Raw genomic sequence first — 24,702 nt, 5'->3', positions numbered from 1 at the left:
GGTGGGGCAGGGGTTCAGGGCAGATCCGGCGCGGGTCAGGGAAGCCGAAAAAAACTCGTCCACATCCGGTCCCATCCGGGTGGCCGCCCGCTCCGAACCTCGGTCAAGACGCCCCGTGAGACGCGGGGTGACGACACACCGAGGAGAGACCGATGAACGTTCGTACCCGCAAGTCTTATGCAGCAGTCGGCATCGTCGCCCTGACCATGATCGGCCTCACCGCCTGCAGCTCGGGCCCCGAGGACGAGGCGGCCGGAACGAGCGAGACCACCGCGACCGAGGAGGCCCCCGCGGAGGAGCCCTCGGACGAGATGACCGAGGACATGGCCGTAGACCCGGCCGCCAACCTCGTGGGCCCCGGTTGCGCGGGCTACGCCGAGCAGGTGCCGGACGGCCCCGGTTCGGTCACCGGCATGTCCACCGACCCGGTCGCCGTGGCCGCCTCCAACAACCCGCTGCTGAAGACCCTGGTGGCGGCGGTGAGCGGTGAGGTGAACCCCGACGTGAACCTCGTCGACACCCTGAACGGTGACGAGTTCACCGTGTTCGCCCCGGTCGACGACGCCTTCAAGGCGATCGACGCCGCGACGATGGACACCCTGTCCAAGGACAGCGACCTGCTGACGCAGATCCTCACGTACCACGTGGTGCCCGGCCAGCTCACCCCCGACCAGGTCATGGGCGAGCAGACCACCGTCCAGGGCGAGACCCTCGAGGTCACCGGCAGCGGTGACGAGCTCAAGGTGAACGACGCGAACGTGATCTGTGGTGGCGTGATGACCCAGAACGCGACCGTCTACCTCGTGGACGCGGTGCTCATGCCGAAGATGTGACCCTTCTCTGAAGGGTGACCGCTGAGCGGGCCCTCCGGTTCTCGACAGGCTCCACCACCGGTGGTGGAGCCTGTCGAGAACCGGAGGGCCCGTTCTTCTGTGCGCATACGAAGGGCTGTGCGCACGCGAAGGAGCGGGCGCACACGAAGAGCGGTCACACGAAAGAGCGGTCACACGAAAGAGCGGGCAACCCGTCGTCCGGGTTGCCCGCTGCAGGCGGTCAGGCGCCGATGACCACTACCGGGTCCGTCGTCGGCTGCTCGGAGCCGCCCTCCGGCTCGACGGTCACGGCCATCCCGATGCCCTCGACACCCTGGACGAGTGACGCCGTCTCGCCGTCCCGCACGGAGAGGACACCCGCCGAGGAGACGCTGCCGTCCTCCGCGACCACCCAGAGCTGGTAGGCGCGGCCGGCGCCCGGCTCCGGCAGATCATCGGCGCGGAAGAACATGTCGTCGTCGGCGACCAGCACCGACGCCTGTCCGCCGCCCTCGACGGTGCCGCGGAGGATCGAGGCGTCGGGGTCGACCAGCATCTCCGACACGATCTCGCTCTGCTCCCGGAGCCGGTCGCGTTCCGCCGTCACCTGCACGGCGATGGTCGTCGGCACGGCGATGGCCGCCGCGGCGGCCACGGCGGTGAGCCCGACACCCCAGCGACGGGTCCGCCGGCGCGCGGCGAGGTCGACGACGTCGCCGTCACCGCCCGCCGTCGGCCCCTGACCCGGAGGCAGGGCCGTAGCCGGCGACGGCGTGGCCGTACCGGACGACTCATCAGTGCCTGACGGCTCAGCCGGGGCGCTCGCGCCGAAGACCTGCGGTGTGTTCCGGACGCGGTCGAGCACGCTCGCACGCAGCGCGGCCGGGGGTTCGGTGTCGACGGCGAACGACGCGACGACCTCGTGGTACTCGTCCAGGGCGCGGCGCGCGTCGGCGTCCGACTCGAGGAGCCGCTCCACGGACCGGCGTTCCAGGTCGTCGAGGGCGTGCAGTGCGTACCCGGGCAGGAGGTCACGGACGTCGCCTCGCGCGTCGTCCCTGGTCCCGCCGTCGTTTCGGTCAGACATGGTGCGCCACCCCCAGGCAGTCCCGCAGCCGGATGAGCCCGTCGCGGATCCGGCTCTTCACCGTCGGGAGGGCCGCGCCGAGCTGCTCCGCGACCTCGCGATAGGTGAGGCCGCCGTAGTACGCGACCACCACCGCCTCGCGCTGGGTCGGGGTGAGCCCCTCGATGCAGCGGCGCACGGCAGAGCCTTCGAGGCTGCGCTCGACGTCCTCGACGACGACGTCGCGCGCGGACTCGCCGTTGCGCAGGTCGGTATCGCGCTGGTCCCGGTCGCGGCGTGCCTGCTCCGAGCGGACTCGGTCGACCGCGCGCCGTCGGGCGAGTGTCGCGACCCAGGTGCGCGCGGAGCCGCGAGCCGCGTCGAACCGTGCCGCCGTCTGCCACACCTCCACCATTACCTCCTGGGTCACTTCTGCCGCGTGGTCGGGGTCCCGGAGGACGCCGAGCGACGCGCCGTACGCTACCGGGGCCAGCGCGTCGTACACAGGAGTGAACGACGCCGGGTCACCGCCGGCGCACGCCGAGAGGAGCGCGTCGACAGAGTCGCGCGAGGAAGTCCGGACCGGTGGTGATGCCACCGGCCCAGTCTGCCTCACGCAGACCCGTTCATCTCTACACACCAGGTTCGGTGCCGATCCGTTATCGGATGGGCGTGCATCTGCCGCGAAGCTGTGATCCGCCGCACGCACAGCTCACCAGTCGTGGACCGAGCCGTCCTGGAGGCGGTTGACCGGGAGGTAGCCCGGGGCATACGGGTGGGCCGCCGCCAGCTCTTCGTCCAGCTCGACGCCGATGCCCGGAGCCTCGCCCGGGTGCAGGTAGCCGTCGTCGAACGTGTACGCGTGCCGGAAGACCTCGTTGGTGAGGTCCGTGTGGCCCGAGTACTCCTGGATGCCGAAGTTGTGGATCGCCAGGTCCAGGTGGAGCGCCGCGGCCATGCCCACCGGCGAGATGTCCTCGGGTCCGTGGATCGCGCTCTTGATCCCGCGCTGGCCGGCGTAGTCGAACAGCTTCTTCATGGGGCTGACGCCGCCGAAGTGCGTGACGGCGGAGCGCACGTAGTCGATGAGCCGCTCGTCGACGAGCGTCTGGTAGTCGAACACTGTGTTGAACACTTCGCCGATGGCCAGCGGCGTCGTCGTGTGCTGCCGCACCAGGCGCAGCGCCTCCTGGTCCTCTGCGGGCGTGCAGTCCTCGAGCCAGAACAGGTCGTACGGCTCCAGGTCCTTGCCGAGCCGGGCCGCCTCGATCGGGGACAGCCGGTGGTGCGCGTCGTGCAGCAGCGGCAGGTCCGGGCCGAACTCGTTGCGCACCGCCTCGAACACGCGCGGGATGTACCGCAGGTACGCGGCGGTGTCCCAGTCCTCGACCACGGGCCGGGCGAGCACGTCCGGGGCCGACCCGTCGGCCGACGTCGTCGCGTGGACCCCGTAGACCGACTGCAGACCCGGCACCCCGCTCTGGACGCGGATGCTGCGGTAGCCGCGCTCCTGCATCGCCCGCACGGAGTCGAAGATCTCGGGCAGGCTCGCGCCGCTCGCGTGCCCGTACGCCATGATCCGGTCCCTGCTGGCGCCGCCGAGCAGCTGGTACAGCGGCAGGCCGGCGACCTTCGCCTTGATGTCCCACAGCGCGACGTCGACGGCGGCGATGGCCGCCATGGTGACGGGACCCCGGCGCCAGTACGCGCCGCGGTAGAGGTACTGCCAGGCGTCCTCGATCCGGTGCGGGTCCCTCCCCATCAGCAGCGGCGCGACGTGGTCCCGCAGGTAGCTGACGACGGCCAGCTCCCGCCCGTTGAGGGTGGCGTCGCCAAGCCCGGTCACACCGTCGTCGGTGGTGATCTGGAGCGTGACGAAGTTACGGCCGGGCGAGGTGACGACGACCTTGGCGTCGACGATCTTCATGCGGAGACTTTCTGTTGGCGGTTGAGGATTCGGGACTGGCGGTCCAAACCGTAGGCCCTCGACTCAGATGATCGAGGCAGCCCTGTCGACGGAGGTGGGCGGATCCGCGTCGACCGCGATGAGCGCACCGTCGTCGTACTCCATCAACGTGACCGTATCCAGCGTGCTGCCACCGCTTCGGATGATGCGCACCAGGTCGCGGGCACAGCTGCGGGACGAACTGACCGCATCGCCACTACCGAAGCCAGCATCGATCACCTCTGGAGACACCAGACGTCCACCGAGCTCGTGGTCATCGAGACGCCCTGCCCACCACCGCGCACGAGCGCGTTCGTGTGCGGTCGTCCTGTTCGTCTCGACCGACACGATGATCAGCTGCCGACAGGCAGCCTTCGAGAGCGACAGAAGCAGCCGCTCTCCAAAGGCAGGTGTGGACATGGTGCTCTCGACCACGATGTCGAGCCCACTCTCGAGTGCCGAGCGCCGCACAGCGTTGCACACCTCGGTAGACACGGTCTGCAGCAACGGCGACAGGTCCAAGGGCATGACGTTCCGCCCATCGGGCAGGACCCGGGAGAGGACGTCGCTGTAGGTCCCGGCGTCCACACACCAGCGTGCAAGAAATTCCGTGGCGACGTCGGCATCGATGACGAGGCGTGAGCGGACGTCCTCCACAGCTGTCGACAAGGTCGAGCTCTTGCCTGCACCAGGCGGTCCCGCAGTGACCACCACACACGTCCCGCCTCGTGTCACGCTCTCGGCGTGCGTATCGAGATACCAGTCACGAGCGAACCGCACGAGTCGGCGCTGCTCCGCGCGCGTAAGAATCAAGTCCAGCGGGCGCTCGTCCGAGATCGCGGTCAGCGCAGCAGCGTGAACCTCGTCGCGCAGCTCACTCATGCGCATCAAGGATCAGGTCAACCTCGGCCTCGGTGAGAAACCCACCTTCGAGCAGGACCTCGACGTCTTCCTCTGACGAACCGGGTAGAACACCATCGACAGGGTCGACGACGCGGGGCAGCCAGGCCCTCGTCTCCCGCAGACGTCGAAGCATCTCGTCGGTCGAGCACTTGCCCACGTGTCTCTCGAGGACGATCTCTTCGACCGACTCACCGACGCCCAGCACCTTGGCCCTGGCAATCAGCCGATGCACAGCGGACTGAGACATGTGCACGGCACGCGCGATGTCGCGCTGTGGCATTCCACCTTCGGCCGCGAGATACACGCGCCGGGTCCGCTCGATCTCCGCCAGGCGCGCACGGACATAAGCCATCCTCAGGTCCGACTCATCAACACGGGCAATGTTGTTCGACATGGTGACCTCCTGCCGCGAGACTACGCGGTGATTCATTTTGAATCAACAGGCTGACACTGCTCGTAGGCGTAGGCGGCGCCGTCGGGACCCACCAGGTCCCGGTCGCGCAGGATCGTCAGCGGGGCACGGTCCGGGTCGGCGCAGACGGCGTCGAACCCGGCGGGAAGGTTGTCGGTGTACTCGATCTGGAGCACGCGCTCCCCGTAGACGCCGGTGTACGAGCCGCACTCGCTGTAGGCCGCGCACTCCTCGGTGACCGCGAAGTCGAAGCCGAGCTCACGGGCCGCCGTCGTCGCCTCGGCGGCATTCTTCTGGCCGATGGCCAGGCCCGACTCGTGCGCGAGGTCGATGTACGAGCCGGCGAGCGCGAGCGCGGGGTCCCGCTCGATCAGGCCCGTGCTCGGTTCGGTGAACCGGGTCCAGGTGTCGAGGTTGTCGATCTCCACCGCGTCGAAGCCCGCGTCGGCGCACCCCGTGATCACCGGGCCGAGGATGTCGACGATGCGATCGCGCTTCGCCTCGGTAGACGGGTCCAGGACGTACTCGTCCTGCCAGTCCGGGTCGACGACTAACTCCCCCGCCGCGTCGTGCAGCAGCAGGTCCTCGTTGCCGTCGAGCCAGAGATCGGCCTCGCCGGGCTGGGTCTGGAACCCGTTGACGTAGCAGACGTTGTAGGCGCCCGCGGCGGGCCCGGCCGTCGCGTCCCGCACTACGACGTCGAGCCCACCGTCGAGCTCGTAGGCGGTTCCGAGCTGATAGTCGAACTGCCCGTTCGTCGGTGGAAGAGTCACGGACGTGGCCTCTTGACCTGCAGGTTCATCTACAGCCTGCCCCGTGCCGGAGCCTGCCTGACAGCTCGTGAGCACAAGGACGACGAGCGCGGCGACGACCAGCTTCTGAGGCATCTGCCGATCGTATGGGCAGCGGTGGTGACGCTCCGCCCCGCGCCATCGTGTCTGATGATCAGCAACCCCTACTCACGATGGAAGAGCTGTGCCGCAGGCGCGTGATTCGCACCGAAGATCGGTACACCCGGAGCGCCCCGGTAGATGGCGTCACCCGCGAGCAGCGGAATACCCGTTGCGATGGCCGTGGCAGCGACCCAACGGTCGCCGGTGTGCTGCTTGTGCTGGAGCGCGTGACCGGCACGGCGGCAATCACCAGTGAGGTCGGCGTACGCGACGACGATGTCCTCTGTGACAGGAACGGTTGGAGTCGCGTCGAGCTGTGCCACGATCGCTGAACGTCGACGCTCACCGAGATCTCTCGACGCCAGACCCGACAGGACCTCTGCCCGAGTCTGTGTCGAGATCACAACTGTCCTGCCTTGCAGTTGCGCTGCCCATCCTGCCGCCCGCTCGTCACGCTTCTTCGGCGCGCGGGCATAGACCATGCTCCAGACGTCTGTATCCAGCAAGACGAACTGTGCGTCGACCACGGGTCACCCACCCCGAACAGCGGCGAGAAAGCTGTCCCACTCGTCGTCGTCGAATTCGACGCCGCCGTCGGGATCAGGTCCGGTCATAGTGGCGTCGGGAACCCATCGATTCGCTTCTCCCCGGTGCTGCCACGTGTCAGGGATTTCGACCGCGTGCAGTTCCGGCGATTCGATGGACGTCACTTTTCCTCGTGAATCCCGGACGGCGACACCTGTCGCCTCCGTGCGCCGGCCCACAAGTTCGCGTGAAACAGCCTCCGCGTCATCTACCTGCTCAAGAGTGATTCGATTGCCGACGTCGTCAGCGAGCCGGAACCGCCTGGCACGCAGGTCGACCATCTCGAGCTTTCCAACCACTGACGTCGCCGACGGCACCGATGCTGTCGGTTGCTCCAGCCAGACCGCCCTGTCGCGCTCACTCGGTCGGAACGTCACGCGAGCGCCGTCGTTCCGAGTCACCTCGACCAACGGTGCCGCGTGCTGCAACGAGTCGAGGAGCGCGACCGCGCTCTCCCGTACGTTGACCGGCGCGTCCGCTGGAGGGGTGTCATTACCGATCGCAGTGACGATCTCCCAGAATCTCGAACTCACCTCTCGTTCGAACGGCATGTCGAAGTCCAGTGCGTCGTGCGTCCCGTTCTTGAACTGAAGAGTGGTGCTGCCCTGCCCGATACCGGAGATCCTTAGTGCGGCCGCGGCTTCAACCGCACGTGAACCACGGCCGACGCCATCGATGCCGCCGATCCAACGACTTACCCTCGTCGATAGTTCTTGCAGCTTGCCGCTGATCGCCACCAGGTCGGCGACTGATATCTCCCCGTCAGGCATCGGCATCTCGACAAGTCGAACATCGAACTGCACTGTCATCGCGATCCCTCCTCAGGCAGGACGACGCACGTATGTTTGGCCGTCACCAAGTATCCCAGCGACTAGCGCGGTGACCGAGGGTTATTCACAGGCTCGGATTGGCGCGGGCCGCGGGTGCTCAACACAACCGATGTCGGCAACGCAGCCCGGTCGTCAACAGACCTGAATCAGCTCTGGACCGTGCCGCTGACTGCCTCCGCGATCGGCGTCCCGCCGTTGCCGAACGCGATGGTGCGCCCCACGGTGGTGCTGTCCGCCAGGACAGCCGCGACGACCGCCGCGACGTCGGCACGGGAGACCCGGCCGTCGCCCGGGTCGGCCACCTCGATGAGCCCGGTGGGCTCGTCGAGCGTGAGCGGGCCGGGCTGGAGGATCGTGTAGTCGAGATCCGAGGCGCGCAGGTGCTCGTCGGCCGCCGTCTTCGCCTCCGCGTAGGCGAAGAACGAGTTGTCCTCCGGCACCCTGTGACCAGGCCCGGCGCCGAGGTACGACACCATCACGTAGCGCGATACGCCCGCCGCCTTCGCGGCGTCCATCGAGCGGACGGCGGCATCGCGGTCGACGGCGTAGGTGCGCTCCGGGCTCCCGCCGCCCGCGCCGGCCGACCAGACCACGGCGTCCTGCCCGTCCAGGAGCGCGGTCAGCCCGTCGGTGTCGAGGTGCTCGACGTCGGCGATCAGCGGGATCGCTCCGGTGGCCGCCACCTCGTCCTGGTGGTCGGGGTTGCGGATCACGCTCGTGACGACATCGCCGCGCTCCACGAGGAGAGGGGCGAGCCGGAGCGCGATCTTGCCGTGGCCACCGATGATGAGAACGCGGGACATGGTGCTTCCTTCCGTCGGGTTCGGCTCCAGGCTATGCCGCTTGATCGATGCGGGCGGCAGCGAAAGGCCCGTCCAGAGCCGCCCACTGCAGGAGCAGAATCGTCTTGCCGTCGACGATGCGTCCGTCGCGGGTCATGGCGAGCGCCTCGGCGAATGACAGCTCGAGCACCTCGATGTCCTCGCCGTCCTCTTCGAGCCCGCCGCCGGCCCCGGTCCGGTCCGCCGGCGTGTAGGGCGCGGCGAAGAAGTGCAGACGCTCGGTGACCGACCCGGGGCTCATGTAGGCGTCGAGGACGTGGGTGAGCTCGCCGAGGGTGACGCCGAGCTCCTCGGCGCTCTCCCGTCGGACGGCGGTCACCGGATCGTCGGCGTCGAGCAGCCCGGCGGCGGCTTCGACGACCATCCCGTCGGGGTGGTCGTTGACGTAGGCCGGGTAGCGGAACTGCCGGGTGAGCAGCACGCAGCCGCGTCCGACGTCGTAGGGCAGGACGACGGCGCCGTTGCCCCTGTCGTAGGTCTCGCGCTGCTGGCTCTCCCAGCGCCCGTCGCGGCGGCGGTAGTCGAGAGTGGTGCGGCGCAGGACGTGCCAGCCCCGCGAGGTGAGCTCGACGTCGCGGACCACGACGCCGGGATTGCGGTCCAGGCCCCGGCCGACCTGGTCGAGGCCGGTGCGGCCGCGGTGGTCCGGGACCTCGACGCCGGGGTGGCCGGTCATGCGATCTCCTGCGGAACCCGACGGGGGATCTCGGTCACGTCGTGATAGACGGCCAGGCCCCGACGACGGGCGATGGCGACGTCCTGGTCGGCTCCGGCAGAGTCGCCGGGCAGGCGCAGCACCGCGTCACAGTGCGCGAGCAGGCGATCGGCGGCCGGGTACAGGACCTCGTCCGCCAGGGGGTCGGTGATCCCGGCGCCGGCGGAGCGCAGCACGGGCAGGGCCACCCACTCCCCGATCATCGGGATGTGCCCGGCCTCGAAGACCGGCCAGGCAGCGGCTTCGAGGCGCGCGAGGTTGGCGGCCATGGCCTGTGGGTCGCCGTCCGTGCCGGAGCGGTAGGGGCCGGCGATCAGGATCAGCAGGGGCTTGTCGGTCATGAGTGTTACCGTACATGCATAAACGTGCAAGAACGGGAGAGAATGCGGATGCTGGCTGCTGAACGGCGTGATCACCTGCTCGGACTCCTGGCGCGCGAGGGCAAGGTCGTCGCCAAGGACGTCGCCGCGAACCTCGGCATCTCCGAGGACAGCGTGCGGCGCGACCTGCGCGACCTCGCCGCCGAGGGCCTGGTCCAGCGCGTCTACGGTGGCGCGCTCCCCGTCTCGCCGGCCGTGGTCGGTTACGCCGCACGGCAGAGCGTGGCTCCGGACAGCAAGCGCAAGGTCGCCTCGCTGGCCGCCGGGCTGGTGCGCCCCGGTGGGGCGCTCATTCTCGACGGCGGGACGACCGCCCTCGCCGTGGCCCAGGCGCTCCCGCCGGACCTCGCGTGCACGGTCATCACGCACAGCCCGACCATCGCCGTCGCCCTGCTCGAGCATCCGCAGGCGGAGATCTTCCTGCTCGGCGGCCGGGTCTTCAAGCACTCAGCGGTCGCCTACGGTGCCGCCGCGGTCGAGGCGGCGCAGAACGTCTCCGCCGACATCTGCCTGATCGGCGTCACCGGCGTACACCCCGAGGCCGGTCTGACCACCGGAGACGCGGAGGAGGCCGCGATGAAGCGGGCCTTGTCCGCGCGAGCGGCGGACACGTACATCCTCGCGTCGTCGGAGAAGATCGGGACCGCCTCCCGGTTCCGGGTGCTGCCCTGGGAGAAGGTGAGCGGGGTGATCACGGACGCGGACCCGCACGACGCCGTCGTCAAGCAGATCAGAGCGCTGGGTGTCGAGGTACTGACGACGGGGTGACTCCCCGGAGCCCTCCGTCTACCCGGGCAAGAGCAGCTACCCGGCCCGGCGCCGGTCCAGACGCTCAGGCAGGCGTTCAAAACCTGCCGACATGTAGGTAGCGACGGCGGCAGCGCGGGTGCTCTCGGTGATGACGAGGGCGCTCGACGAACCCAGCTCGCGCAGAGCGGCCGCCCCGGCGACGGTGAGCGCTGTGCCGTAGCCGTGACCGCGCTGGTGCGGGTGCACCCCCAACGGCTCGATCAGCCCGGGCTTTCCAGGACCGGCCGACCACACCGTGATCGCCCCCACGGCCTCGCCCGCGTCGTCATAGCCGAGCAGGCATCGCGCGTCGGCGTAGAGAGGACCGGCCGCCATCGCGTGCCATCGCTCGTCGGTGAACGTCGAGACGTCGAACGACGCTCGCTGCGCTGCCGTGCGCTCGCTGACCTGGTCCGGCCCGACCACCTCGACCCGCACGCCGGCTTCCTCGACCGGATCGGTGAGGTCACGCAGCAACGGGGTGAACGGCGCGTCGGTGCCCCAGCCCTCGGCCGCCAGCAGGTCGTTCACCAGGGTGCCGGACGGCGCCTCGACGTTCACCGCTCCCTCAGGGAGCACCCCGTGCTCCGGCCGCGTCACATCCGCCACCAGCTGCCGCGCCAGCTCCTCGTCGCGCCGCACGTCGGGCGCCGTCGTCAGCCGCAGGATGGTGGCGCCGTCGAGCAGCCCGACGGCGAGCACCCGCCCGTCCCGGCTCCAGGTCCGCAGGGCCTCGGCGGTCTGCTGAGCACCGAACCTCCAGTACCAGCCGACGTCCCCCGGGTGCAGCTGCACCGGCGCGGCGTCGTCCTGCCACTCACGCAGCGTGCCGAGGACTTCGCTCAGCTCGTCGATCCCGGGCTTGCTGATGATGACCGCCATGACCGCATCCAATCTCCCCGCGCGACCCGTCCGCGATCCTTTTTACGCGCCCGCCGGACGCACACAGGTGTCACGCCCGCTGCCGCTCCGCACGCCCCCGGACCAGCTCCTCGACCGCGCTCGGCAGGGTCGCCTCGAAGTCGATCAGCTTCGCCCACGTCGGGGTCACGACGATCCGGACCATCCCGTCGTAGAGCGAGCGGACCTCCTTCTCCCACTCGACCCGCTGCTCCGCCGTCATCTCGTAGCTCGTGTTCATCGTCAGGTACTCGTCCGGGATGCCGTCCACGTCGTCCAGCTCCACCCGCCCGCGGATCAGCAGGATCTTGGGCGGGTGCGACTCGGTGTCGATGGTCAGCGCGACCGTCGGGTTGGCGCGCAGGCTCGCCAGCTTCGGGGCGTTCCTCGTGGTGCACATGACGATCGTCGAGCCGTTCCAGACGAACGCGATGGGGACGTTGCGCGGCGTACCGTCCTTGGCGACGTAGGCCAGGCGGGTGATGTCACGGGCCAGCAGCTCCTGGCTGTAGGGCCGGTTCAGGACCTCGGTGAGCTCGTTCTGTTCCATCGGTATCGCTCCTCGGGTTGTTCTCGGGTCGTGCGTCTGATCGGACGGCGGCAGATCTGGCGGACCGTCAGCCGAGCTTCTCCGCGAACGCCACGATGATTCCCTCGGGACCGCGGACGTAGCAGAAGAGGTAGCTGTCCTCGATGCGCGTCAGCTCGCCCAGGAGCTCCACGCCGCGGGACCCGAGGCCGGCGACGACACCCTCGATGTCGTCGACGGCGAACAGGACGCGGTGCAGACCCAGCGTGTTCGCCGGTGCGTTCACCGGTCCGGTGCGGACCGCCGTCGGCGTGCGGTACCTCATCAGCTCGACGCGGCCGTTGCCGTCCGGAGTCCGCAGCATCGCGATGTCGCACCGGACCTCGTCGAACCCGCAGACGCGGGCCGCCCAGTCCTGGTCGACGGTGGCCTCGCCCTCCAGCTCCAGCCCGAGCTCGGTGAAGAACTCGATGACGCCCGGCAGGTCCTCGACGACGATGCCTACGTTTTCCATCCGCGTGATCATGATGCTGCTCGCTCTCTGTAGCGCGGCCCGTGCGGCCGCTTCTGACCCTGGGACGGAGCCGCCGCCGGATTCTCGACATGGGTCATGAGATCTGGCCGTCGCATCAAGAATGAAATGCACATTTTTCGCCCGACCGTGGTCGGATGTGCTTCGTCCGAGACTCCACAGCACCGTTGCCGTGAGGAAACCGATGACCGAGCGTGTCCTGCCCGACGCCGACACGATCGAGGCCGCGCTGGCCTCCCACGACGGACCCTGGGGCGCGGGCGCGCGAGTGCTCTCGGTGGTGGACCAGTCGACCGGTCTTGGTCAGGCGGCGGTCCTGCGGGCGAGCATCGCGGCGCCGAACACCTGCCCGTCCCTGTGGGCGGTCAAGATCCTGGGCTGGGGCCGCCATACGCTGCTCGACTCGCGCGACAGCCTCCTGGACCGCCGCGAGGCGCACTTCTACGGCAGCGGCATCTCCGACCTGCTGCCCAACGGGCTGACGACGCCGCCTGCCGCGACGGTGTTCAGCCATCACGGCTTCACCTGGGTGGTGATGCGCGACATCGGCGCCGTCCTGCAGCAGAGCTGGACCCCCGACACCGCGACGATCGCCGCCAGCCGCGCCGCGCTCCTGTACATCCCTGGGGTGCTGCGCCCCGGCCTGCTCGACGCCCCCTGGCTGGAGCTGGAGGGCTACGCCGCCTATACCCATCACATCCAGACGGGCCACGAGAACCTCGAGGCGCTGGCCGACGACCCACTGCTCCGGGCGCTGTTCACCCCCGACCAGGTCCGCGACCTGCACACCTGCCTGGACGCCGCAGAGGGTCTGGGCGCACGGGCCGCGGAGCTGCCGAAGACCCTGGTCCACGGTGATCTCACACCCCGCAACGCCGGCCTGGACCCGCGCGGCACCCTCGCCCTCATCGACTGGGAGCACGTGGGCGTCGGGCCCGTGGGGTTCGACCTCGGCACCTTCGTCTCCCTCTACCGCGGGTTCGGTGGCTCCGGCGAGCTGGACGAGCCGGCGATCCTCGAGACCTACGGCCGGGCCCTCAGCGATCTCGCCGGGACCGACCTGCGCCATGCCGCGGCCCTCGGCTTCGCCATCGCGCACCTGACCTGGGGGCTCCACCTCCGCCTCGGCCCCGGTCTGACACTGCTGCGCCAGGGCTTCCAGCACGACAACCCGGCGAAGCTCGCCGCGCACGTCGACGACATCCGGTCCGGAGGCCTGCGCGCCCTGTCCTGGGCGGCCGCGGCCGGGGTGGTGACGCCGGTCCGCTGATCCCGGGCGCCGGTCGGCTCAGCCCACGGTGGTCAGCACGCGCCGCTCGCCGAGCACCTCGGCGGGCGCCGGCACCCGCGCCGGCCGCCGGCCGAAGCTGTCCCATGCGGTCCGGACGGCGACGGCCGCCCACGCCACCACCAGCCCGGCGAAGAGCAGCACGGACAGCACCGCGAGCGCCGTCAGCCCGGTGTGCGCGGCGAGCCCGGCGGTCGCCGTCACGCAGGTGCCGACCGGGAACGTGAACGACCACCAGGTGAGCGAGAACGGCAGCCCGTGGACGGCGGCGCGCACCGTGACGGCGGCGGCGATCGCCGCCCACATCAGGGCGAAGCCCAGCACCGAGACTCCGAACACGACGGCGAAGTACACGAGCCCGCGCTCGAAGGTGGCCCCGAACGTGCCGCCCGCGTGGGCCGCCAGCAGGCTGGCCGCGGTGACCGACTGGCCGAGCGGACCGAGCGCTATCCACAGGGTGGGGACCATCCTGGCCGCGCCGACCTGGTGGTGCATCAGCCGGCTCCAGAGCTGGGGCAGGATCACCAGCGACGCGACGAGGCTCAGCCCGAACATCGCGTAGCAGGCCAGGAGCATCGTCTCGCGGGCCTCCCCCGGCGCGATGTGCGGCAGGAGGAGCGCGCCGGTCGCGGCCGAGACCATGGGCGGGACCACCGGCATCAGCCATCCGGCGAAGGCCGCGTCGGGGGCGTTCCGGTGCCGGGTGAAGGCAAGGTACGGCACGGCCACCGCGCTGACCAGGCCGGCGATGGTCCCCGCCGTCCACAGCACCGCGTCGATGGCGACCGCGGCCTGCAGGCCCACCACGTCCCGGCCGATCAGGAGCGTCCCGGCGCCCACGGTGAGCAGTGCCATCGGCGGGGCGCCGTAGAAGTGCGCCATCACCGGGTCGGCGTGGTGCGCACGCGCGACCGCGGGGTGCCGCAGCCAGTGCAGCACCGTGGCGGTCAGGAAGAAGACGAGCATCGCGGACGCGAGCAGCCAGAAGCCGACCGCGGCCTGGCGCAGGCCCGGGAGCTGCACGGGCAGCGTCACCGCGGCGTTGGCGACTATCCCGGTACCCATGACCGATGCGAACCAGTTCGGTGTGACGGCGGCGATGCTGAAGCGGGCCATACGTCTCAGTCTCCCGACCGGTGGACCCGGCCGGTATCCTCGATCTCATTGTGGAACCACAACCTCACGTTGTAGCTGGGAGCGGTGTGGACCTGCCGTCGCTCCGGCTTCTCTCGGCGATCGCGGAGGTCGGCTCGATCTCCGCCGCGAGCAGGACGCTGGACATCACCCAGCAGGCCGCGTCGACCCGGATGCGCCGGCTGGAACGCATGCTCGGGGTGGCGCTCCTGGTCCGCGGGCCGCGCGGCAGCACGCTCACGCTCGACGGCACGATGGCGGCGCAGTGGGCCGCCGAGACGGTCGAGGCGGCCGATCGGTTCGACGCCGGTGTCGCCGCACTGCGCACCGCCGGTCACGCGCGACCTCTCGCGATCGCCGCGAGCCTCACGGTCGCGGAGTACCTGCTGCCCCGCTGGCTCATGACGCTCCGGGGCCACGACGCCGCCGAGCATGCCATCTCGGTGACCGCGACGAACAGCGCGCACGCCATCGAGCTGGTCACCGACGGCAGTCACCAGCTCGGGTTCGTGGAGACACCGACGGAGATCCCCGGCCTGCTCACGACCACCGTCGCGAAGGACGAGCTCGTCGCCGTCGTCGCGCCGCAGCACCCCTGGGCCCGACGCCGGGGCGTGACCGCCGCCGAGCTCGCCCGCACCCCGCTCGTGACCCGCGAGAAGGGCTCCGGCACCCGGCTCAGCGCCGAGCAGCTCCTGACCGACGCCGGGCACGAGATCGCCACCCCGCTGGCCGAGCTCCCGACCACCGCGGCGGTGCGGACGGCCGTCGCGTCGGGTGCGGCGCCGGCGGTGCTCAGCATCCTGGCCGTCCGGGACGACCTCACCGCCGGGCGGCTGGTCCGCGTCCCGGTCAAGGGCCTGCGCTTCGTCCGCGAGCTGCGCGCCATCCGGTCCCCCGGGGCGTCGCCGCTCCCGCTGCTGGAGAAGCTGCTGGCCGTCGCGGCGCGGAACGGCTGATCCGACGGCGCCCGCGCCGGTCACCTCTCGCTCCCGCGTCAGTCCTCGGCGTCGAACCGTGCCCGCGCCCGCTCGACGTCGGGCATGTTCTCGGCGCTCCAGTGGAACAGCGCGTCGATGAGGTCCTGGATGGATCGCCCGAGTGCCGAGATGCGGTACTCGACGGCGATCGGGCGCGAGCTCACGATGACCCGGTCGACCATCCCGTTGCGTTCGAGGCGCCGCAGCGTCGCGGTCAGCGACTTCTGGGTCACGACCGGGATGGCCCGGCGCAGCTCGTTGAACCGCAGCGGCTGCTCGCAGAGCTCGTCCAGCACCTGCAGCGACCACTTGTCGAGCACCTGGTCGAGCAGCTCACGGTGGTGCGTGGAGATCTGTATGCGCTCGGCTGGTTCGGCGGTATCCGGCATGAAACCTAGTCTCGTTGAAGTTCCCTTCGGACACCAGGTAGACATGCGATACCTGCTAGACCGGCAACGAAGGGACCTTCCATGACCGTCCAGCTGCTCACTCCCGAGGGCATGTTCCAGCCAGTCCCCTATCACCACGTCTCGATCGGCACGGGCAGCCGCCAGGTGCACGTGGCCGGCCAGATCGCGCGCGACGCCGAGGCGAACCACATAGCTCCGGGCGACCTCACCGGCCAGGTGGCACAGGCGCTCCGCAACACGGCCCGCGGCCTCGCCGGCGCCGGCGCGACCTTCGCCGACGTCGTGCGCCTCCGGTTCTTCGTCACGCACTGGAGCCCCGAGAAGATGGACGACTTCATGGCGGGCCTCGCGAGCGTGTCCGACGAGCTCGGCATCCCGAGTCCGCTGCCGCCTGTCTCGCTCATCGGCGTCGACTACCTGTTCGAGCCCGACGTGCTCGTCGAGGTCGAGGCGTTCGCCGTCCTCGACTGAGCCCCTCGGTGGCGATCTTGACGCATGGTTCAAGTTCCGCCTAAGGTTCTTGACCATGACGTCAAGTAATGTGATCGCGGATCCGGCCCCGGTGGTCGCCTCCCCCGCGGAGAAGTCCACCGAGGCCGTCGACGCCGCCGCGTCGCCCGTCCCCACGTCGCCGTTCGAGCTCCTGCCCACGGGCGAGGCGTTCGGCGTCTGCGACCTGGACGGGGCGTGCTCCTGATGGCCGGCGAGGCATTCGGCCAGGCCACGGACCGCCTGGTGGTCGACGTGTGGAGCGACGTGATGTGCCCGTTCTGCTACATGGGCGACACCCTCCTGGCGCAGGCGCTGGAGAAGTTCCCGCACGCCTCCGGCGTCGACATCCGCTACCACAGCTTCCTCCTGATGCCCCACCTGACCGACGACGACGCCCCGGTCAGCCCGACCGAGCTGCTGTCGGCCAAGCACGGCCTCCCGCGTGAGCAGGCGCAGGCGATGAACGACCAGGTCACCGAGCGCGCCCGCCAGATCGGCCTGGACTACCGCCTGGACCAGGCCCAGGCGGTGGCCACCCGCACCGCGCACCAGCTCAGCCACTTCGCGGCCGCGCACGGCAAGCAGCACGAGCTGGTCCAGCAGCTGTTCAAGGCGTACTTCACCGACGGGCTCAACGTCGCCGACCACCAGGTCCTGGCGGACCTGGCCGCCGAGGTCGGCCTGGACCGCGACGCCGCTCTCGCCGCGCTGGCGAGCGGGGAGTTCGCGGACGCCGTCGAGGCCGACATCCAGCAGGCCCACCAGTACGGCATACAGGGTGTGCCCTTCTTCGTGTTCGGCGGCAAGTACGCCGTCTCGGGCGCTCAGCCGGTCGACGCGTTCCTGCAGGCCCTGGACACGAGCTGGGCCGAGACGGTCGGTACGCCCGCCTCTGCCGGGGCCGGTCGGTGACGTCGGAGACCCCGCGCCTGCGCGCCGACGCGCAGCGCAACGTCGAGGGCATCCGCCTGGCTGCCCTCGACGTGTTCCGCGCCCACGGGCTGAACACCCCGCTCGACGCCGTGGCGCGCGCGGCGGGCGTCAGCAAGGGCACCATCTACCACCGCTTCGGCGGCCGGCAGGGCCTGATCGACGCGGTGGTCGAAGAGCTCGTCGCCGAGCGCATCAAGGGCATCATCACGGCCGTCGGTGCGATCGACGACCCGGTCGAACAGTTCGAGAGCTACCTACGGCAGATCTGGCTCCTCCAGTACGACGAGCCCGCCGCGAACGACGTCCTGCTGCGGTCCATGCCCACCTCCGGGGCGGTCAACGCCCTCTGCGAGCACGCCAACGAGAACGCCGCGAGGCTCCTCGCCGACGCGCAGGCCACCGGCAAGGTCCGGGCGGACCTTACGGCGGAGGACGTCTGGCTCCTCATCTGGGAACGCGGAATCATCGCCCGGGCCTGTGCCGAACAGCCGCGCGACGGCTACCGCCGTCGCTCCGAGTACACGCTCCGGGGCCTGCGCAGCGCCTCCTAGCCTCATGGGCACGGCGTCCGAAGTGCGACCTCAGGAGCGCTTGCCCTCCGCGCGGTCCTTCACCACGCGGTCCAGGCTCTCCGGATCGATGCCGCGGTCCTCCAGCAGCGCGTCGATCTTGGACTCGACGCGCTCCTCGCCCTCACGGGACTGCGACGAGCCCCAGAAGTAGAAGAGCATCAGGCCGGCCGCCTGCCACACGAGCTGCAGGAACTCGGACTGCCAGTTCTCGAACGTGGACGAGAGGAACTGCGGAAAGAAGTCGGACCACGTGAACTCCGAGCCGTGCTCCACGGCGTCGTTCCGCACCGCGATGGCCTGGAAGACGAACTGGCCGACCCACGACACGATGAAGAAGATGCCCGTGACGATGCCGAAGGAATAGGCACGGTGGAACCTCGGCCGGGACTTCGCTTCGTCAGTAGCGCTGTCAACCGTGGCAAGCGACCCCACCAGGCCCGACGTGCGCTTCCACGGGACCACGGGGCGCCCGGAGACGCTGGAGAAGGCCGCGGGCGCGGTGCAGGACGCCCTGCACAAGGAGTAGCCGTCCGTCGTCGTGGCGCGGCAGCGCAGTCGTCGAGACCGCGCTGCCGCCCCACGAAGCTAGGACGGTCACCGCCCACTCGCATCCAGAGCGCGATCAGAGCTGTCGCGGTGTGGCGAGGTGGTGCAATCCCCGCGGTACGCCGTTTCATCTACGGTGGACGGATGGAACCTGCGACGGAAGGGACCGGCCGGCCGACCCTCGTCTTCGACGTCCTGGGCACCCTGGTCGATCAGACCGGGAGCATGGAACGGCGCGTGACGGCGGTGGCCGGCATCGACAGCGGTGCGGCAGCGGAGGTGGCCGGCCGGTGGCTGGGACACGTCGCCGAGGAGGAACGCGCGATCGTCGAGGGCCGGCGCGCGTTCGCACCCAGCCATGAGCTGGACGGCGAGGCGCTGGGCCTGCTGGTTCGCGAGGGCCTGCTGCTGCCCGACGCCGCCGCCCGACTCGCCGACGCGTCCGAGTGGCTGGAGCCCTGGCCGGACAGCGTCGCCGGCCTGGACCTGCTCGCCGCCGACTTCACGGTGCTCGGCCTGTCGAACGCGAGCCGCCGGGTGCTGGCCGGCATCGGCACGAACGCCGGGCTGCGGTGGCACCAGGTGCTGTCGAGCGAGGACGCGCGTACGTACAAGCCGGACCAGGCGATCTACGCGCTGGCGAACGACAGCGCACCCACCGGATCCGGCACGCCGGTCATGGTGGCCGCGCACGCGTGGGACCTGCGGGCCGCCGCGAAGGCAGGCATGCGGACGGCGTACGTACCCCGGTCCGACGGCGATCCGCCCGGCCCGGACGACACGTTCGACCTGCGGGCGACGAGCCTCCTGGACCTGCACGCACAGCTGCTCGACCTGGGCTGAGCTCAGCCTTCGCAAAGGGAATATCACACCCAAATTTCGATGTATCCACATCCACAGTAAAACTAGGACCCAGCCGGTCAAAACCGGACGCCGTGCGCACAGGGGGCTGGAACGCGTGACGATCGCCATCGACCTGGATATCGACGACCTACGCGCGGTGTTCGACACCGACGCCGAGGCCAGCGGTTCCATGGCGGACCTGCCGCTGCCCGACCACGTCCGGGCAGGCGCGGCACCCCGTGTCGCCCACGTCCGCGCCGTCACCGGGCCGGAGTGCCGCTCCACCCGCGCCGCCATGCACGACTACCTCGACCGGCACCTGCCGCCGCGCCGCGCGCGCCGGCTCGAGCTCCACCTGGACGGCTGTGCCGAGTGCATCCGCGCGTTCATCGACATCCGCGAGGTCGCCTGGGCGCGTCGCGCCGTGGTCGACACCGCGACGCTGACCATCACCCGTTCCGACGTCTCCGAACGGCTCGGGCCGCGCCGCCGTCGGTAGTCCGGCAACCTTCGGTGAGGGGCGCCGACCGGGTCGCCCGGCCGGTCACAGCCGCTTCGCCAGGAACAGCAAGTCCCCGTGCGCCTCGTCGCGTTCCACGCGGCCGGTCTCGGCGAACCCGAGCTTCGCCAGCACGCCGAGCGAGGCGACGTTCCAGGCCCGGACCGTCGCCCAGAGACGTCGGTAGCCCGACTCGTGCGCCCACCCGAGGACCGCCCGCGCGGCCTCCGTCGCGTACCCCTGGCCCCAGGCTCGGCGCAGCAGCTCGTAGGCGAGCTCCGGCTCGTCGTCCTGTCCGTGGGTGTTGGCGATCAGCCCGCAGTAGCCGACGACGTCACCGGATCCCTTGCGCTCCGCCGCGAGCAGGGCGAGAGAGCCGGATCGCGACTGGCCGCGGATCCAGCCCTCGATGTCTTCGATGGTGGGACGGCCCTGGGGGTCGATCCGACGGTGCGGAGGGACGCGCGGGTCACGCTCGGCCCACATCTCCCGCTGTACCGCGGCCTCGGACACCCGCCAGGGCCGGAGGAGCAGGCGATCGGTCTCGAGCACCGTCTCGGGCTCCCGCGAGGTGGGACCTTCCATGGCGGCGACAGTAACAGGGCGGCGCGAGCGCAGCGGGTGAATGTCGAAACTGCCCAGGAACTCGGGGCTTTCGTCCCTCGCGCAAGGGTCCGAACAGGCGCACACTTTCGACAGGACGACTGGTCCGTCAGCAGTAACAGCAGGAGGTGCGCCATGGCCGCCAGACACACGATCCTCCGGGCTGCGGCCGTTCTCGGCAGCAGCCTGGCGATCCTCGTCGCGGGACTGACCGTCCCCGCGGCCGCCGAGCCCGAGACCCCTGTCCTGTATCCGTCAGGCTCGACGGTGACGCGCGCCGTCGGCCTCGGGTTCGACGCCTGTACCGCGCCGTCGCTCGCCGCGCTGCAGGCCTGGAAAGGCACTTCGCCGTACAGCACGGTGAACATCTACTTCGGCGGCAACAACCGCGCCTGCGCACAGCCGAACCTGACCTCGTCCTGGGTCCGCGACGCCGTCGCGGGCGGCTGGAAGCTGCTGCCGACCTACCTCGGCTACCAGCCGTACTGCATGTTCGGCGACAAGCCGAACCTCTTCACCGCCGACAACGCAACGGCCCGGGGGACCTCTGACGCCGGTGACGCGGTCACCAGGGCCAAGGCTCTGGGCCTGCTGCCGGGAAGCGCCCTGTACGCGGACGTCGAGCACTACGACCGCGCGGTCTCGTCGTGCCGCACCGCGGTGCTCCGATACGTCTCGGCCTGGACGAAGAAGCTGCACCAATCGGGGTACCTGGCCGGCGTGTACGTCCATCAGGACTCGGGGCTGCGCGACCTCTCCGACTCGTACAGCTCGACCACGTACGCCCGCCCGGACGCGGTGTGGATGGCCCGCTGGGACGGGAACTCCGCGCTGACCGGCTGGCCGACCGCGCCGAACTCGCACTGGGCCGACTTCCAGCGGGCGAAGCAGTACCGCGGGGACCATGACGAGACCTGGGGCGGGGTGACCATCAACATCGACTCCGACTCTCTCAGGGCGCCCGTCGCCACCGTCGCACGCACCTACCGCGTGACGAGCAGTACGTCGCTGAACGCCCGCACCGGCCCGGCGCCCACCTACCCCGTCGTCCGCTCCTACTCGCCGGGCGCCTCGCTGTCCGTGATGTGCCAGACGACCGGGCAGCAGGTCCACACGACCTCCGTGTGGAACCGGCTGACCAGCGGTGCGTGGGTCAGCGACTACTACGTCTCGACCCCGTCGAACACCGGGTTCACTCAGGTGCTCCCGCGGTGCATCTACCCGGGACAGGTGACCACCACCTCGCTCAACGCCCGCACCGGGCCCGGGACGTCGTACGCGATCACCGGAAGCCCGCTGCCACGTGGCGCTCTTGCCCACGTGATGTGCCAGGACCGGGGCAGCACCGTCGGGAGCACAAGGGTGTGGAACAAGCTGCGCGACGGCCGCTGGGTCAGCGACTACTACGTCTCGAACCGTTCGAGCAGCACCTGGAGCGCACCGGTCCCGCACTGCCCGTGACGCTTCGATAACCTCGACGTGTGTTCGAGGGATTCGCTACCGGGCAGGTAGAGACAGACGATGCGTCCATCTTCGTCCGGCATGCCGGGTCAGGTCCGCCTGTCCTCCTCCTGCACGGCCATCCGCGGACGTCGGCGACCTGGCACCGCGTGGCTCCCCGGCTCGTCGACGCGGGCTTCTCCGTGGTGTGTCCCGACCTTCGCGGATATGGCAGGTCGCGGGGCCCTGCCGCCAACCCCGAGCACACCGCCCACTCGAAGCGGGCAGTCGCCGGCGACATGCTCACGGTCATGCGGCAGCTGGGCCACGAACGGTTCTGCCTGACGGGCCATGACCGCGGAAGCTACGTGGCGCTGCGGCTGGCCCTCGACCACCCGCAGGCGGTCGAGCGGCTGGCGCTGGTCGACTGCGTACCCATCAGCGAACATCTCCGCCGAGCGGACGCGAGGTTCGCCACGGAGTGGTGGCACTGGTTCTTCTTCGCCCAGCCGGACATCCCGGAACGCGTGATCAACGCCGATCCGGTCGCGTGGTACGGCGGCAAGGCCGACCCGGCCGCCATGGGCGCCGAGAACCACGCCGAGCTCATGGACGCGGTGGCCCGTCCGGAGGTGGTGCGCGCGATGCTGGAGGACTACCGCGCCGGCCTCACGGTGGACCGCGCGCACGAGGAGGCGGACCGCGCTGCCGGCAGACGGGTCACCGCACCGCTCCGCGTCCTGTGGTCGCTCCAGGACGACATCGAGGACCTGTACGGCGATCCCCTGGTCATCTGGCGCGAGTGGGCCGACGACGTGGACGGATTCGGCATCGACTCCGGACATCACGTCGCCGAGGAGAAGCCGGAGGACCTCGCGCTGGCCCTGGCCGGTCACTTCCGGCCCGAGGACGCGCCGACGTCGTCCGCCCTGAACGAGTAGGTGCCCGAACCCATTGTGACGTCGCGGGCTAGCGCGAGGCGAGCCGCTCCAGCAGAGCGGCACTCCGGGCCAGCAACGCCCGTTCCTCGTCGGTGAGCTCGGCCTCGATGGCCTGCGCGAGCCACCCGGCCCTGCGTCCGCGTTCCGCCTCGAGCGCGGCACGGCCGGCGTCCGACAGCTCGACCAGCGCCTTGCGGCCGTCGGTGGGGTGCGCCCGGCGCGTGATCAGGTTCTCGTCCATGAGCAGCCCCACCACCCGGGCCATCGACTGGGGGCGTACGCGCTGGTCGGCGGCGAGGTCGCTGGTGGTCATCGCGCCGTCACGGTCCAGCGCACCGAGCACCGCCACCTGACCCAGCGGGATGCGGTCCTCGTGCTTCACGCGCCGCGTGAGCTTGCCCATCGCGGTGCGCAGCTCTGCGGCGATGGCGGCGGCTTCCGAGGTAGGCACAGGACACTCTACCCCGCTGCCCAGCGGAACTGTGCAGCATATCTGTACACCTATTCTGCACACCTAATCTGTACAGGTTTGCTGTATGGTTCGGCGTTGTCGGGCTCAGCGCCAGCGTTGTCGCAGCCGGGGCACGGCACACGACAACGGGAAGGACTCCCATGTCCGCACGAGCAGTCGGAAGCAGCAGCACCGTTATCGAGAGCGTCATCGCCCGCCGGATCATCGACAGCCGGGGCAACCCGACGGTCGAGGTCGACGTCGTCCTGGCGGACGGATCACTGGGGCGCGCGGCAGTCCCGTCGGGCGCCTCCACGGGCGCCCGGGAGGCCATGGAGCTGCGCGACGGCGACCCCGCGCGCTGGCACGGCAAGGGCGTCGACCGGGCAGTGGCCCACGCCAACGGGGAGATCGCGACAGCGGTGCGCGGCTGGGACGCGACGGACCAGGCGGGTCTCGACGCGGCGCTGGTCGCCCTGGACGGCACCGCCACGAAGTCCCGGCTGGGCGCCAACGCGATCCTCGGTGTCTCGCTCGCCGCCGCCAAGGCCGCCGCGGCGTCCGCCGACGAACCCCTGTACCGCTACCTCGGCGGCCCCGACGTGCACCTCCTGCCGCTGCCGATGATGAACATCGTCAACGGCGGCGCGCACGCCGACAACCCGCTGGACTTCCAGGAGTTCATGATCGCGCCCCTGGGGGCAGGCACCTTCGCCGAGGCCGTCCGCATGGGCAGCGAGGTCTTCCACACCCTACGCAGCGACCTGCTCGCGGCCGGCCACTCCACGGGGGTCGGCGACGAGGGCGGGTTCGCGCCCGCGCTGCGGACCGCCGAGGAGGCGCTCGACTTCGTGCTGGCCGCCATCGAGCGCACCGGCTACCGGCCCGGCACGGACATCGGCCTGGTCATGGACCCGGCGTCGTCGGAGTTCTTCCGCGACGGCGTCTACGACTACGCGGGCGAAGGGGTGCGCCGCACACCCTCCGAGCAGGCCGACTACCTGGCCGGGCTCATCGACGCCTACCCGGTCGTCTCCATCGAGGACCCGATGGCGGAGGACGACCTGGACGGCTGGCGCGAGCTGACCGCCCGCGTCGGCGACCGCTGCCAGCTCACGGGCGACGACGTGTTCTGCACCAACCAGGCCCTGCTGAGGGAGGGCATCCGCACCGGCGTCGGCAACTCGGTGCTGGTCAAGGTCAACCAGATCGGGACCCTCACCGAGGCGCTGGCCACGGTGGCCACCGCCCACCAGGCGGGCTGGACGGTGGTCATGTCGCACCGGTCGGGCGAGACCGAGGACACCACCATCGCCGACCTCGCGGTGGCGACCGGCTGCGGTCAGATCAAGACCGGATCGCTCTCGCGTTCCGACCGCACGGCGAAGTACAACCAGCTGATCCGCATCGAGGAGGAGCTGGGAGACGCGGCGCGTT

32 protein-coding genes are annotated in these 24,702 nt (G+C 70.2%); 13 read left to right on the top strand and 19 right to left on the bottom strand.

The annotated features are described in order from the left end of the window. Nucleotides 1–152: 152 nt before the first annotated feature. On the top strand, nucleotides 153–833 hold the full coding sequence (locus tag ACFO6V_RS24650) for a fasciclin domain-containing protein (protein WP_377140742.1): 681 nt from the start codon (nucleotides 153–155) through the stop codon (nucleotides 831–833). Between the two features lie 220 nt (nucleotides 834–1,053). On the opposite strand, the gene ACFO6V_RS24645 is transcribed toward ACFO6V_RS24650, so the two are convergent. The 11 genes from ACFO6V_RS24645 to ACFO6V_RS24595 all read right to left on the bottom strand — a co-directional run bounded on the left by ACFO6V_RS24645 (nucleotide 1,054) and on the right by ACFO6V_RS24595 (nucleotide 9,344). Further along, nucleotides 1,054–1,899, bottom strand: a complete 846-nt coding sequence (locus ACFO6V_RS24645) for an anti-sigma factor (protein ID WP_377140739.1) — start codon at nucleotides 1,897–1,899, stop codon at nucleotides 1,054–1,056. Beyond that, nucleotides 1,892–2,476 carry an ECF RNA polymerase sigma factor SigK gene (gene sigK / locus ACFO6V_RS24640; protein ID WP_377140736.1) on the bottom strand — a complete coding sequence of 195 codons (585 nt, stop codon included), beginning with the start codon at nucleotides 2,474–2,476 and terminating at the stop codon, nucleotides 1,892–1,894. Before sigK ends, ACFO6V_RS24645 begins: the two co-directional genes overlap by 8 nt. Nucleotides 2,477–2,590: 114 nt before the next feature. Further along, nucleotides 2,591–3,805 (bottom strand): D-mannonate dehydratase ManD, encoded by a 1,215-nt coding sequence (gene manD / locus ACFO6V_RS24635; RefSeq protein WP_377140733.1) that lies wholly within the window; start codon nucleotides 3,803–3,805, stop codon nucleotides 2,591–2,593. A 63-nt stretch (nucleotides 3,806–3,868) separates the two neighbouring features. Next, on the bottom strand, nucleotides 3,869–4,705 hold the full coding sequence (locus ACFO6V_RS24630) for a zeta toxin family protein (protein WP_377140730.1): 837 nt from the start codon (nucleotides 4,703–4,705) through the stop codon (nucleotides 3,869–3,871). Beyond that, a complete protein-coding gene (locus ACFO6V_RS24625; RefSeq protein ID WP_377140728.1) occupies nucleotides 4,698–5,120 on the bottom strand; it encodes a sigma factor-like helix-turn-helix DNA-binding protein in 423 nt (140 codons plus the stop codon). Before ACFO6V_RS24625 ends, ACFO6V_RS24630 begins: the two co-directional genes overlap by 8 nt. A 32-nt stretch (nucleotides 5,121–5,152) precedes the next feature. Beyond that, nucleotides 5,153–6,025 carry an endo alpha-1,4 polygalactosaminidase gene (locus ACFO6V_RS24620; protein WP_377140725.1) on the bottom strand — a complete coding sequence of 291 codons (873 nt, stop codon included), beginning with the start codon at nucleotides 6,023–6,025 and terminating at the stop codon, nucleotides 5,153–5,155. Nucleotides 6,026–6,093: 68 nt separating this feature from the next. Then, the gene (locus tag ACFO6V_RS24615) at nucleotides 6,094–6,558 is read right to left on the bottom strand and encodes a PIN domain-containing protein (protein WP_377140722.1); all 465 of its coding nucleotides are present in this window, start codon (nucleotides 6,556–6,558) and stop codon (nucleotides 6,094–6,096) included. Nucleotides 6,559–6,561: 3 nt separating this feature from the next. Then, nucleotides 6,562–7,425, bottom strand: coding sequence for a hypothetical protein (locus tag ACFO6V_RS24610; RefSeq protein ID WP_377140720.1), 864 nt, complete (start codon nucleotides 7,423–7,425; stop codon nucleotides 6,562–6,564). Between the two features lie 167 nt (nucleotides 7,426–7,592). Beyond that, the gene (locus ACFO6V_RS24605) at nucleotides 7,593–8,249 is read right to left on the bottom strand and encodes an SDR family oxidoreductase (protein ID WP_377140717.1); all 657 of its coding nucleotides are present in this window, start codon (nucleotides 8,247–8,249) and stop codon (nucleotides 7,593–7,595) included. Between the two features lie 31 nt (nucleotides 8,250–8,280). Continuing rightward, a complete protein-coding gene (locus ACFO6V_RS24600) occupies nucleotides 8,281–8,964 on the bottom strand; it encodes an NUDIX domain-containing protein (protein WP_377140714.1) in 684 nt (227 codons plus the stop codon). Then, complete coding sequence (locus tag ACFO6V_RS24595; protein WP_377140711.1) at nucleotides 8,961–9,344, bottom strand: DUF4406 domain-containing protein; 384 nt, start codon at nucleotides 9,342–9,344, stop codon at nucleotides 8,961–8,963. Before ACFO6V_RS24595 ends, ACFO6V_RS24600 begins: the two co-directional genes overlap by 4 nt. Before the next feature lie 48 nt (nucleotides 9,345–9,392). Here ACFO6V_RS24595 and ACFO6V_RS24590 point away from each other — a divergent pair, with 48 nt between their 5' ends. Then, nucleotides 9,393–10,151, top strand: coding sequence for a DeoR/GlpR family DNA-binding transcription regulator (locus ACFO6V_RS24590; RefSeq protein WP_377140708.1), 759 nt, complete (start codon nucleotides 9,393–9,395; stop codon nucleotides 10,149–10,151). 36 nt (nucleotides 10,152–10,187) lie between these two features. Here the strand turns inward: ACFO6V_RS24590 and ACFO6V_RS24585 are convergent, their stop codons facing one another. The 3 genes from ACFO6V_RS24585 to ACFO6V_RS24575 form a co-directional block, all read right to left on the bottom strand. Next, complete coding sequence (locus ACFO6V_RS24585; protein WP_377140705.1) at nucleotides 10,188–11,054, bottom strand: GNAT family N-acetyltransferase; 867 nt, start codon at nucleotides 11,052–11,054, stop codon at nucleotides 10,188–10,190. Nucleotides 11,055–11,124: 70 nt separating this feature from the next. Then, nucleotides 11,125–11,622, bottom strand: coding sequence for a pyridoxamine 5'-phosphate oxidase family protein (locus ACFO6V_RS24580; RefSeq protein WP_377140702.1), 498 nt, complete (start codon nucleotides 11,620–11,622; stop codon nucleotides 11,125–11,127). Nucleotides 11,623–11,689: 67 nt separating this feature from the next. Next, nucleotides 11,690–12,115 carry a VOC family protein gene (locus ACFO6V_RS24575; RefSeq protein ID WP_377140699.1) on the bottom strand — a complete coding sequence of 142 codons (426 nt, stop codon included), beginning with the start codon at nucleotides 12,113–12,115 and terminating at the stop codon, nucleotides 11,690–11,692. 202 nt (nucleotides 12,116–12,317) lie between these two features. On the opposite strand from ACFO6V_RS24575, the gene ACFO6V_RS24570 reads away from it, so the two are divergent. Beyond that, a complete protein-coding gene (locus ACFO6V_RS24570; protein ID WP_377140697.1) occupies nucleotides 12,318–13,403 on the top strand; it encodes a phosphotransferase family protein in 1,086 nt (361 codons plus the stop codon). Nucleotides 13,404–13,421: 18 nt separating this feature from the next. On the opposite strand, the gene ACFO6V_RS24565 is transcribed toward ACFO6V_RS24570, so the two are convergent. Next, the gene (locus ACFO6V_RS24565) at nucleotides 13,422–14,537 is read right to left on the bottom strand and encodes a TDT family transporter (protein ID WP_377140694.1); all 1,116 of its coding nucleotides are present in this window, start codon (nucleotides 14,535–14,537) and stop codon (nucleotides 13,422–13,424) included. Between the two features lie 86 nt (nucleotides 14,538–14,623). Here ACFO6V_RS24565 and ACFO6V_RS24560 point away from each other — a divergent pair, with 86 nt between their 5' ends. After that, a complete protein-coding gene (locus tag ACFO6V_RS24560) occupies nucleotides 14,624–15,514 on the top strand; it encodes a LysR family transcriptional regulator (protein WP_377140691.1) in 891 nt (296 codons plus the stop codon). Nucleotides 15,515–15,552: 38 nt separating this feature from the next. Here ACFO6V_RS24560 and ACFO6V_RS24555 read toward each other — a convergent pair whose 3' ends face one another. Continuing rightward, nucleotides 15,553–15,924 (bottom strand): winged helix-turn-helix transcriptional regulator, encoded by a 372-nt coding sequence (locus ACFO6V_RS24555; RefSeq protein WP_377140688.1) that lies wholly within the window; start codon nucleotides 15,922–15,924, stop codon nucleotides 15,553–15,555. An 81-nt stretch (nucleotides 15,925–16,005) separates the two neighbouring features. Between ACFO6V_RS24555 and ACFO6V_RS24550 the strand changes: the two genes are divergently transcribed. From ACFO6V_RS24550 to ACFO6V_RS24535, 4 genes are read left to right on the top strand one after another with little or no spacing between them, the layout of a single operon-like run. Beyond that, nucleotides 16,006–16,416 (top strand): RidA family protein, encoded by a 411-nt coding sequence (locus ACFO6V_RS24550; RefSeq protein WP_377140686.1) that lies wholly within the window; start codon nucleotides 16,006–16,008, stop codon nucleotides 16,414–16,416. A 55-nt stretch (nucleotides 16,417–16,471) separates the two neighbouring features. Then, entirely contained in the window at nucleotides 16,472–16,642 is a 171-nt protein-coding gene (locus ACFO6V_RS24545) for a hypothetical protein (protein WP_377140683.1), read from the top strand. Continuing rightward, on the top strand, nucleotides 16,642–17,349 hold the full coding sequence (locus ACFO6V_RS24540) for a DsbA family oxidoreductase (protein ID WP_377141161.1): 708 nt from the start codon (nucleotides 16,642–16,644) through the stop codon (nucleotides 17,347–17,349). The genes ACFO6V_RS24545 and ACFO6V_RS24540 overlap by 1 nt, the downstream gene beginning before the upstream one ends. Continuing rightward, nucleotides 17,346–17,921, top strand: a complete 576-nt coding sequence (locus ACFO6V_RS24535; RefSeq protein WP_377140680.1) for a TetR/AcrR family transcriptional regulator — start codon at nucleotides 17,346–17,348, stop codon at nucleotides 17,919–17,921. The genes ACFO6V_RS24540 and ACFO6V_RS24535 overlap by 4 nt, the downstream gene beginning before the upstream one ends. Before the next feature lie 30 nt (nucleotides 17,922–17,951). On the opposite strand, the gene ACFO6V_RS24530 is transcribed toward ACFO6V_RS24535, so the two are convergent. After that, nucleotides 17,952–18,374, bottom strand: a complete 423-nt coding sequence (locus ACFO6V_RS24530) for a DUF6766 family protein (RefSeq protein ID WP_377140678.1) — start codon at nucleotides 18,372–18,374, stop codon at nucleotides 17,952–17,954. A 258-nt stretch (nucleotides 18,375–18,632) separates the two neighbouring features. Between ACFO6V_RS24530 and ACFO6V_RS24525 the strand changes: the two genes are divergently transcribed. Both ACFO6V_RS24525 and ACFO6V_RS24520 read left to right on the top strand, forming a co-directional pair. Next, the gene (locus ACFO6V_RS24525; RefSeq protein WP_377140675.1) at nucleotides 18,633–19,331 is read left to right on the top strand and encodes a haloacid dehalogenase type II; all 699 of its coding nucleotides are present in this window, start codon (nucleotides 18,633–18,635) and stop codon (nucleotides 19,329–19,331) included. A gap of 115 nt (nucleotides 19,332–19,446) precedes the next feature. After that, the gene (locus tag ACFO6V_RS24520) at nucleotides 19,447–19,830 is read left to right on the top strand and encodes a zf-HC2 domain-containing protein (RefSeq protein WP_377140673.1); all 384 of its coding nucleotides are present in this window, start codon (nucleotides 19,447–19,449) and stop codon (nucleotides 19,828–19,830) included. A 45-nt stretch (nucleotides 19,831–19,875) separates the two neighbouring features. On the opposite strand, the gene ACFO6V_RS24515 is transcribed toward ACFO6V_RS24520, so the two are convergent. Further along, on the bottom strand, nucleotides 19,876–20,415 hold the full coding sequence (locus tag ACFO6V_RS24515; protein ID WP_377140670.1) for a GNAT family N-acetyltransferase: 540 nt from the start codon (nucleotides 20,413–20,415) through the stop codon (nucleotides 19,876–19,878). 153 nt (nucleotides 20,416–20,568) lie between these two features. Here ACFO6V_RS24515 and ACFO6V_RS24510 point away from each other — a divergent pair, with 153 nt between their 5' ends. Together ACFO6V_RS24510 and ACFO6V_RS24505 are read left to right on the top strand one after the other, a co-directional pair. Beyond that, nucleotides 20,569–21,894 carry a glycoside hydrolase domain-containing protein gene (locus ACFO6V_RS24510; RefSeq protein ID WP_377140668.1) on the top strand — a complete coding sequence of 442 codons (1,326 nt, stop codon included), beginning with the start codon at nucleotides 20,569–20,571 and terminating at the stop codon, nucleotides 21,892–21,894. Nucleotides 21,895–21,914: 20 nt separating this feature from the next. Next, nucleotides 21,915–22,814 carry an alpha/beta fold hydrolase gene (locus tag ACFO6V_RS24505; protein WP_377140665.1) on the top strand — a complete coding sequence of 300 codons (900 nt, stop codon included), beginning with the start codon at nucleotides 21,915–21,917 and terminating at the stop codon, nucleotides 22,812–22,814. A 28-nt stretch (nucleotides 22,815–22,842) separates the two neighbouring features. On the opposite strand, the gene ACFO6V_RS24500 is transcribed toward ACFO6V_RS24505, so the two are convergent. After that, complete coding sequence (locus tag ACFO6V_RS24500) at nucleotides 22,843–23,265, bottom strand: MarR family winged helix-turn-helix transcriptional regulator (RefSeq protein ID WP_377140663.1); 423 nt, start codon at nucleotides 23,263–23,265, stop codon at nucleotides 22,843–22,845. Nucleotides 23,266–23,426: 161 nt separating this feature from the next. Between ACFO6V_RS24500 and eno the strand changes: the two genes are divergently transcribed. Continuing rightward, the coding region (gene eno / locus ACFO6V_RS24495) for a phosphopyruvate hydratase (protein ID WP_377140660.1) at nucleotides 23,427–24,702 on the top strand (1,276 nt) is incomplete at its 3' end.

Source organism: Promicromonospora alba (assembly GCF_042654905.1).
Classification (GTDB): domain Bacteria; phylum Actinomycetota; class Actinomycetes; order Actinomycetales; family Cellulomonadaceae; genus Promicromonospora; species Promicromonospora alba.
The sequence above is the reverse complement of the archived record's forward strand: the minus strand, read 5'-3'. Positions and strand labels throughout refer to the sequence as shown.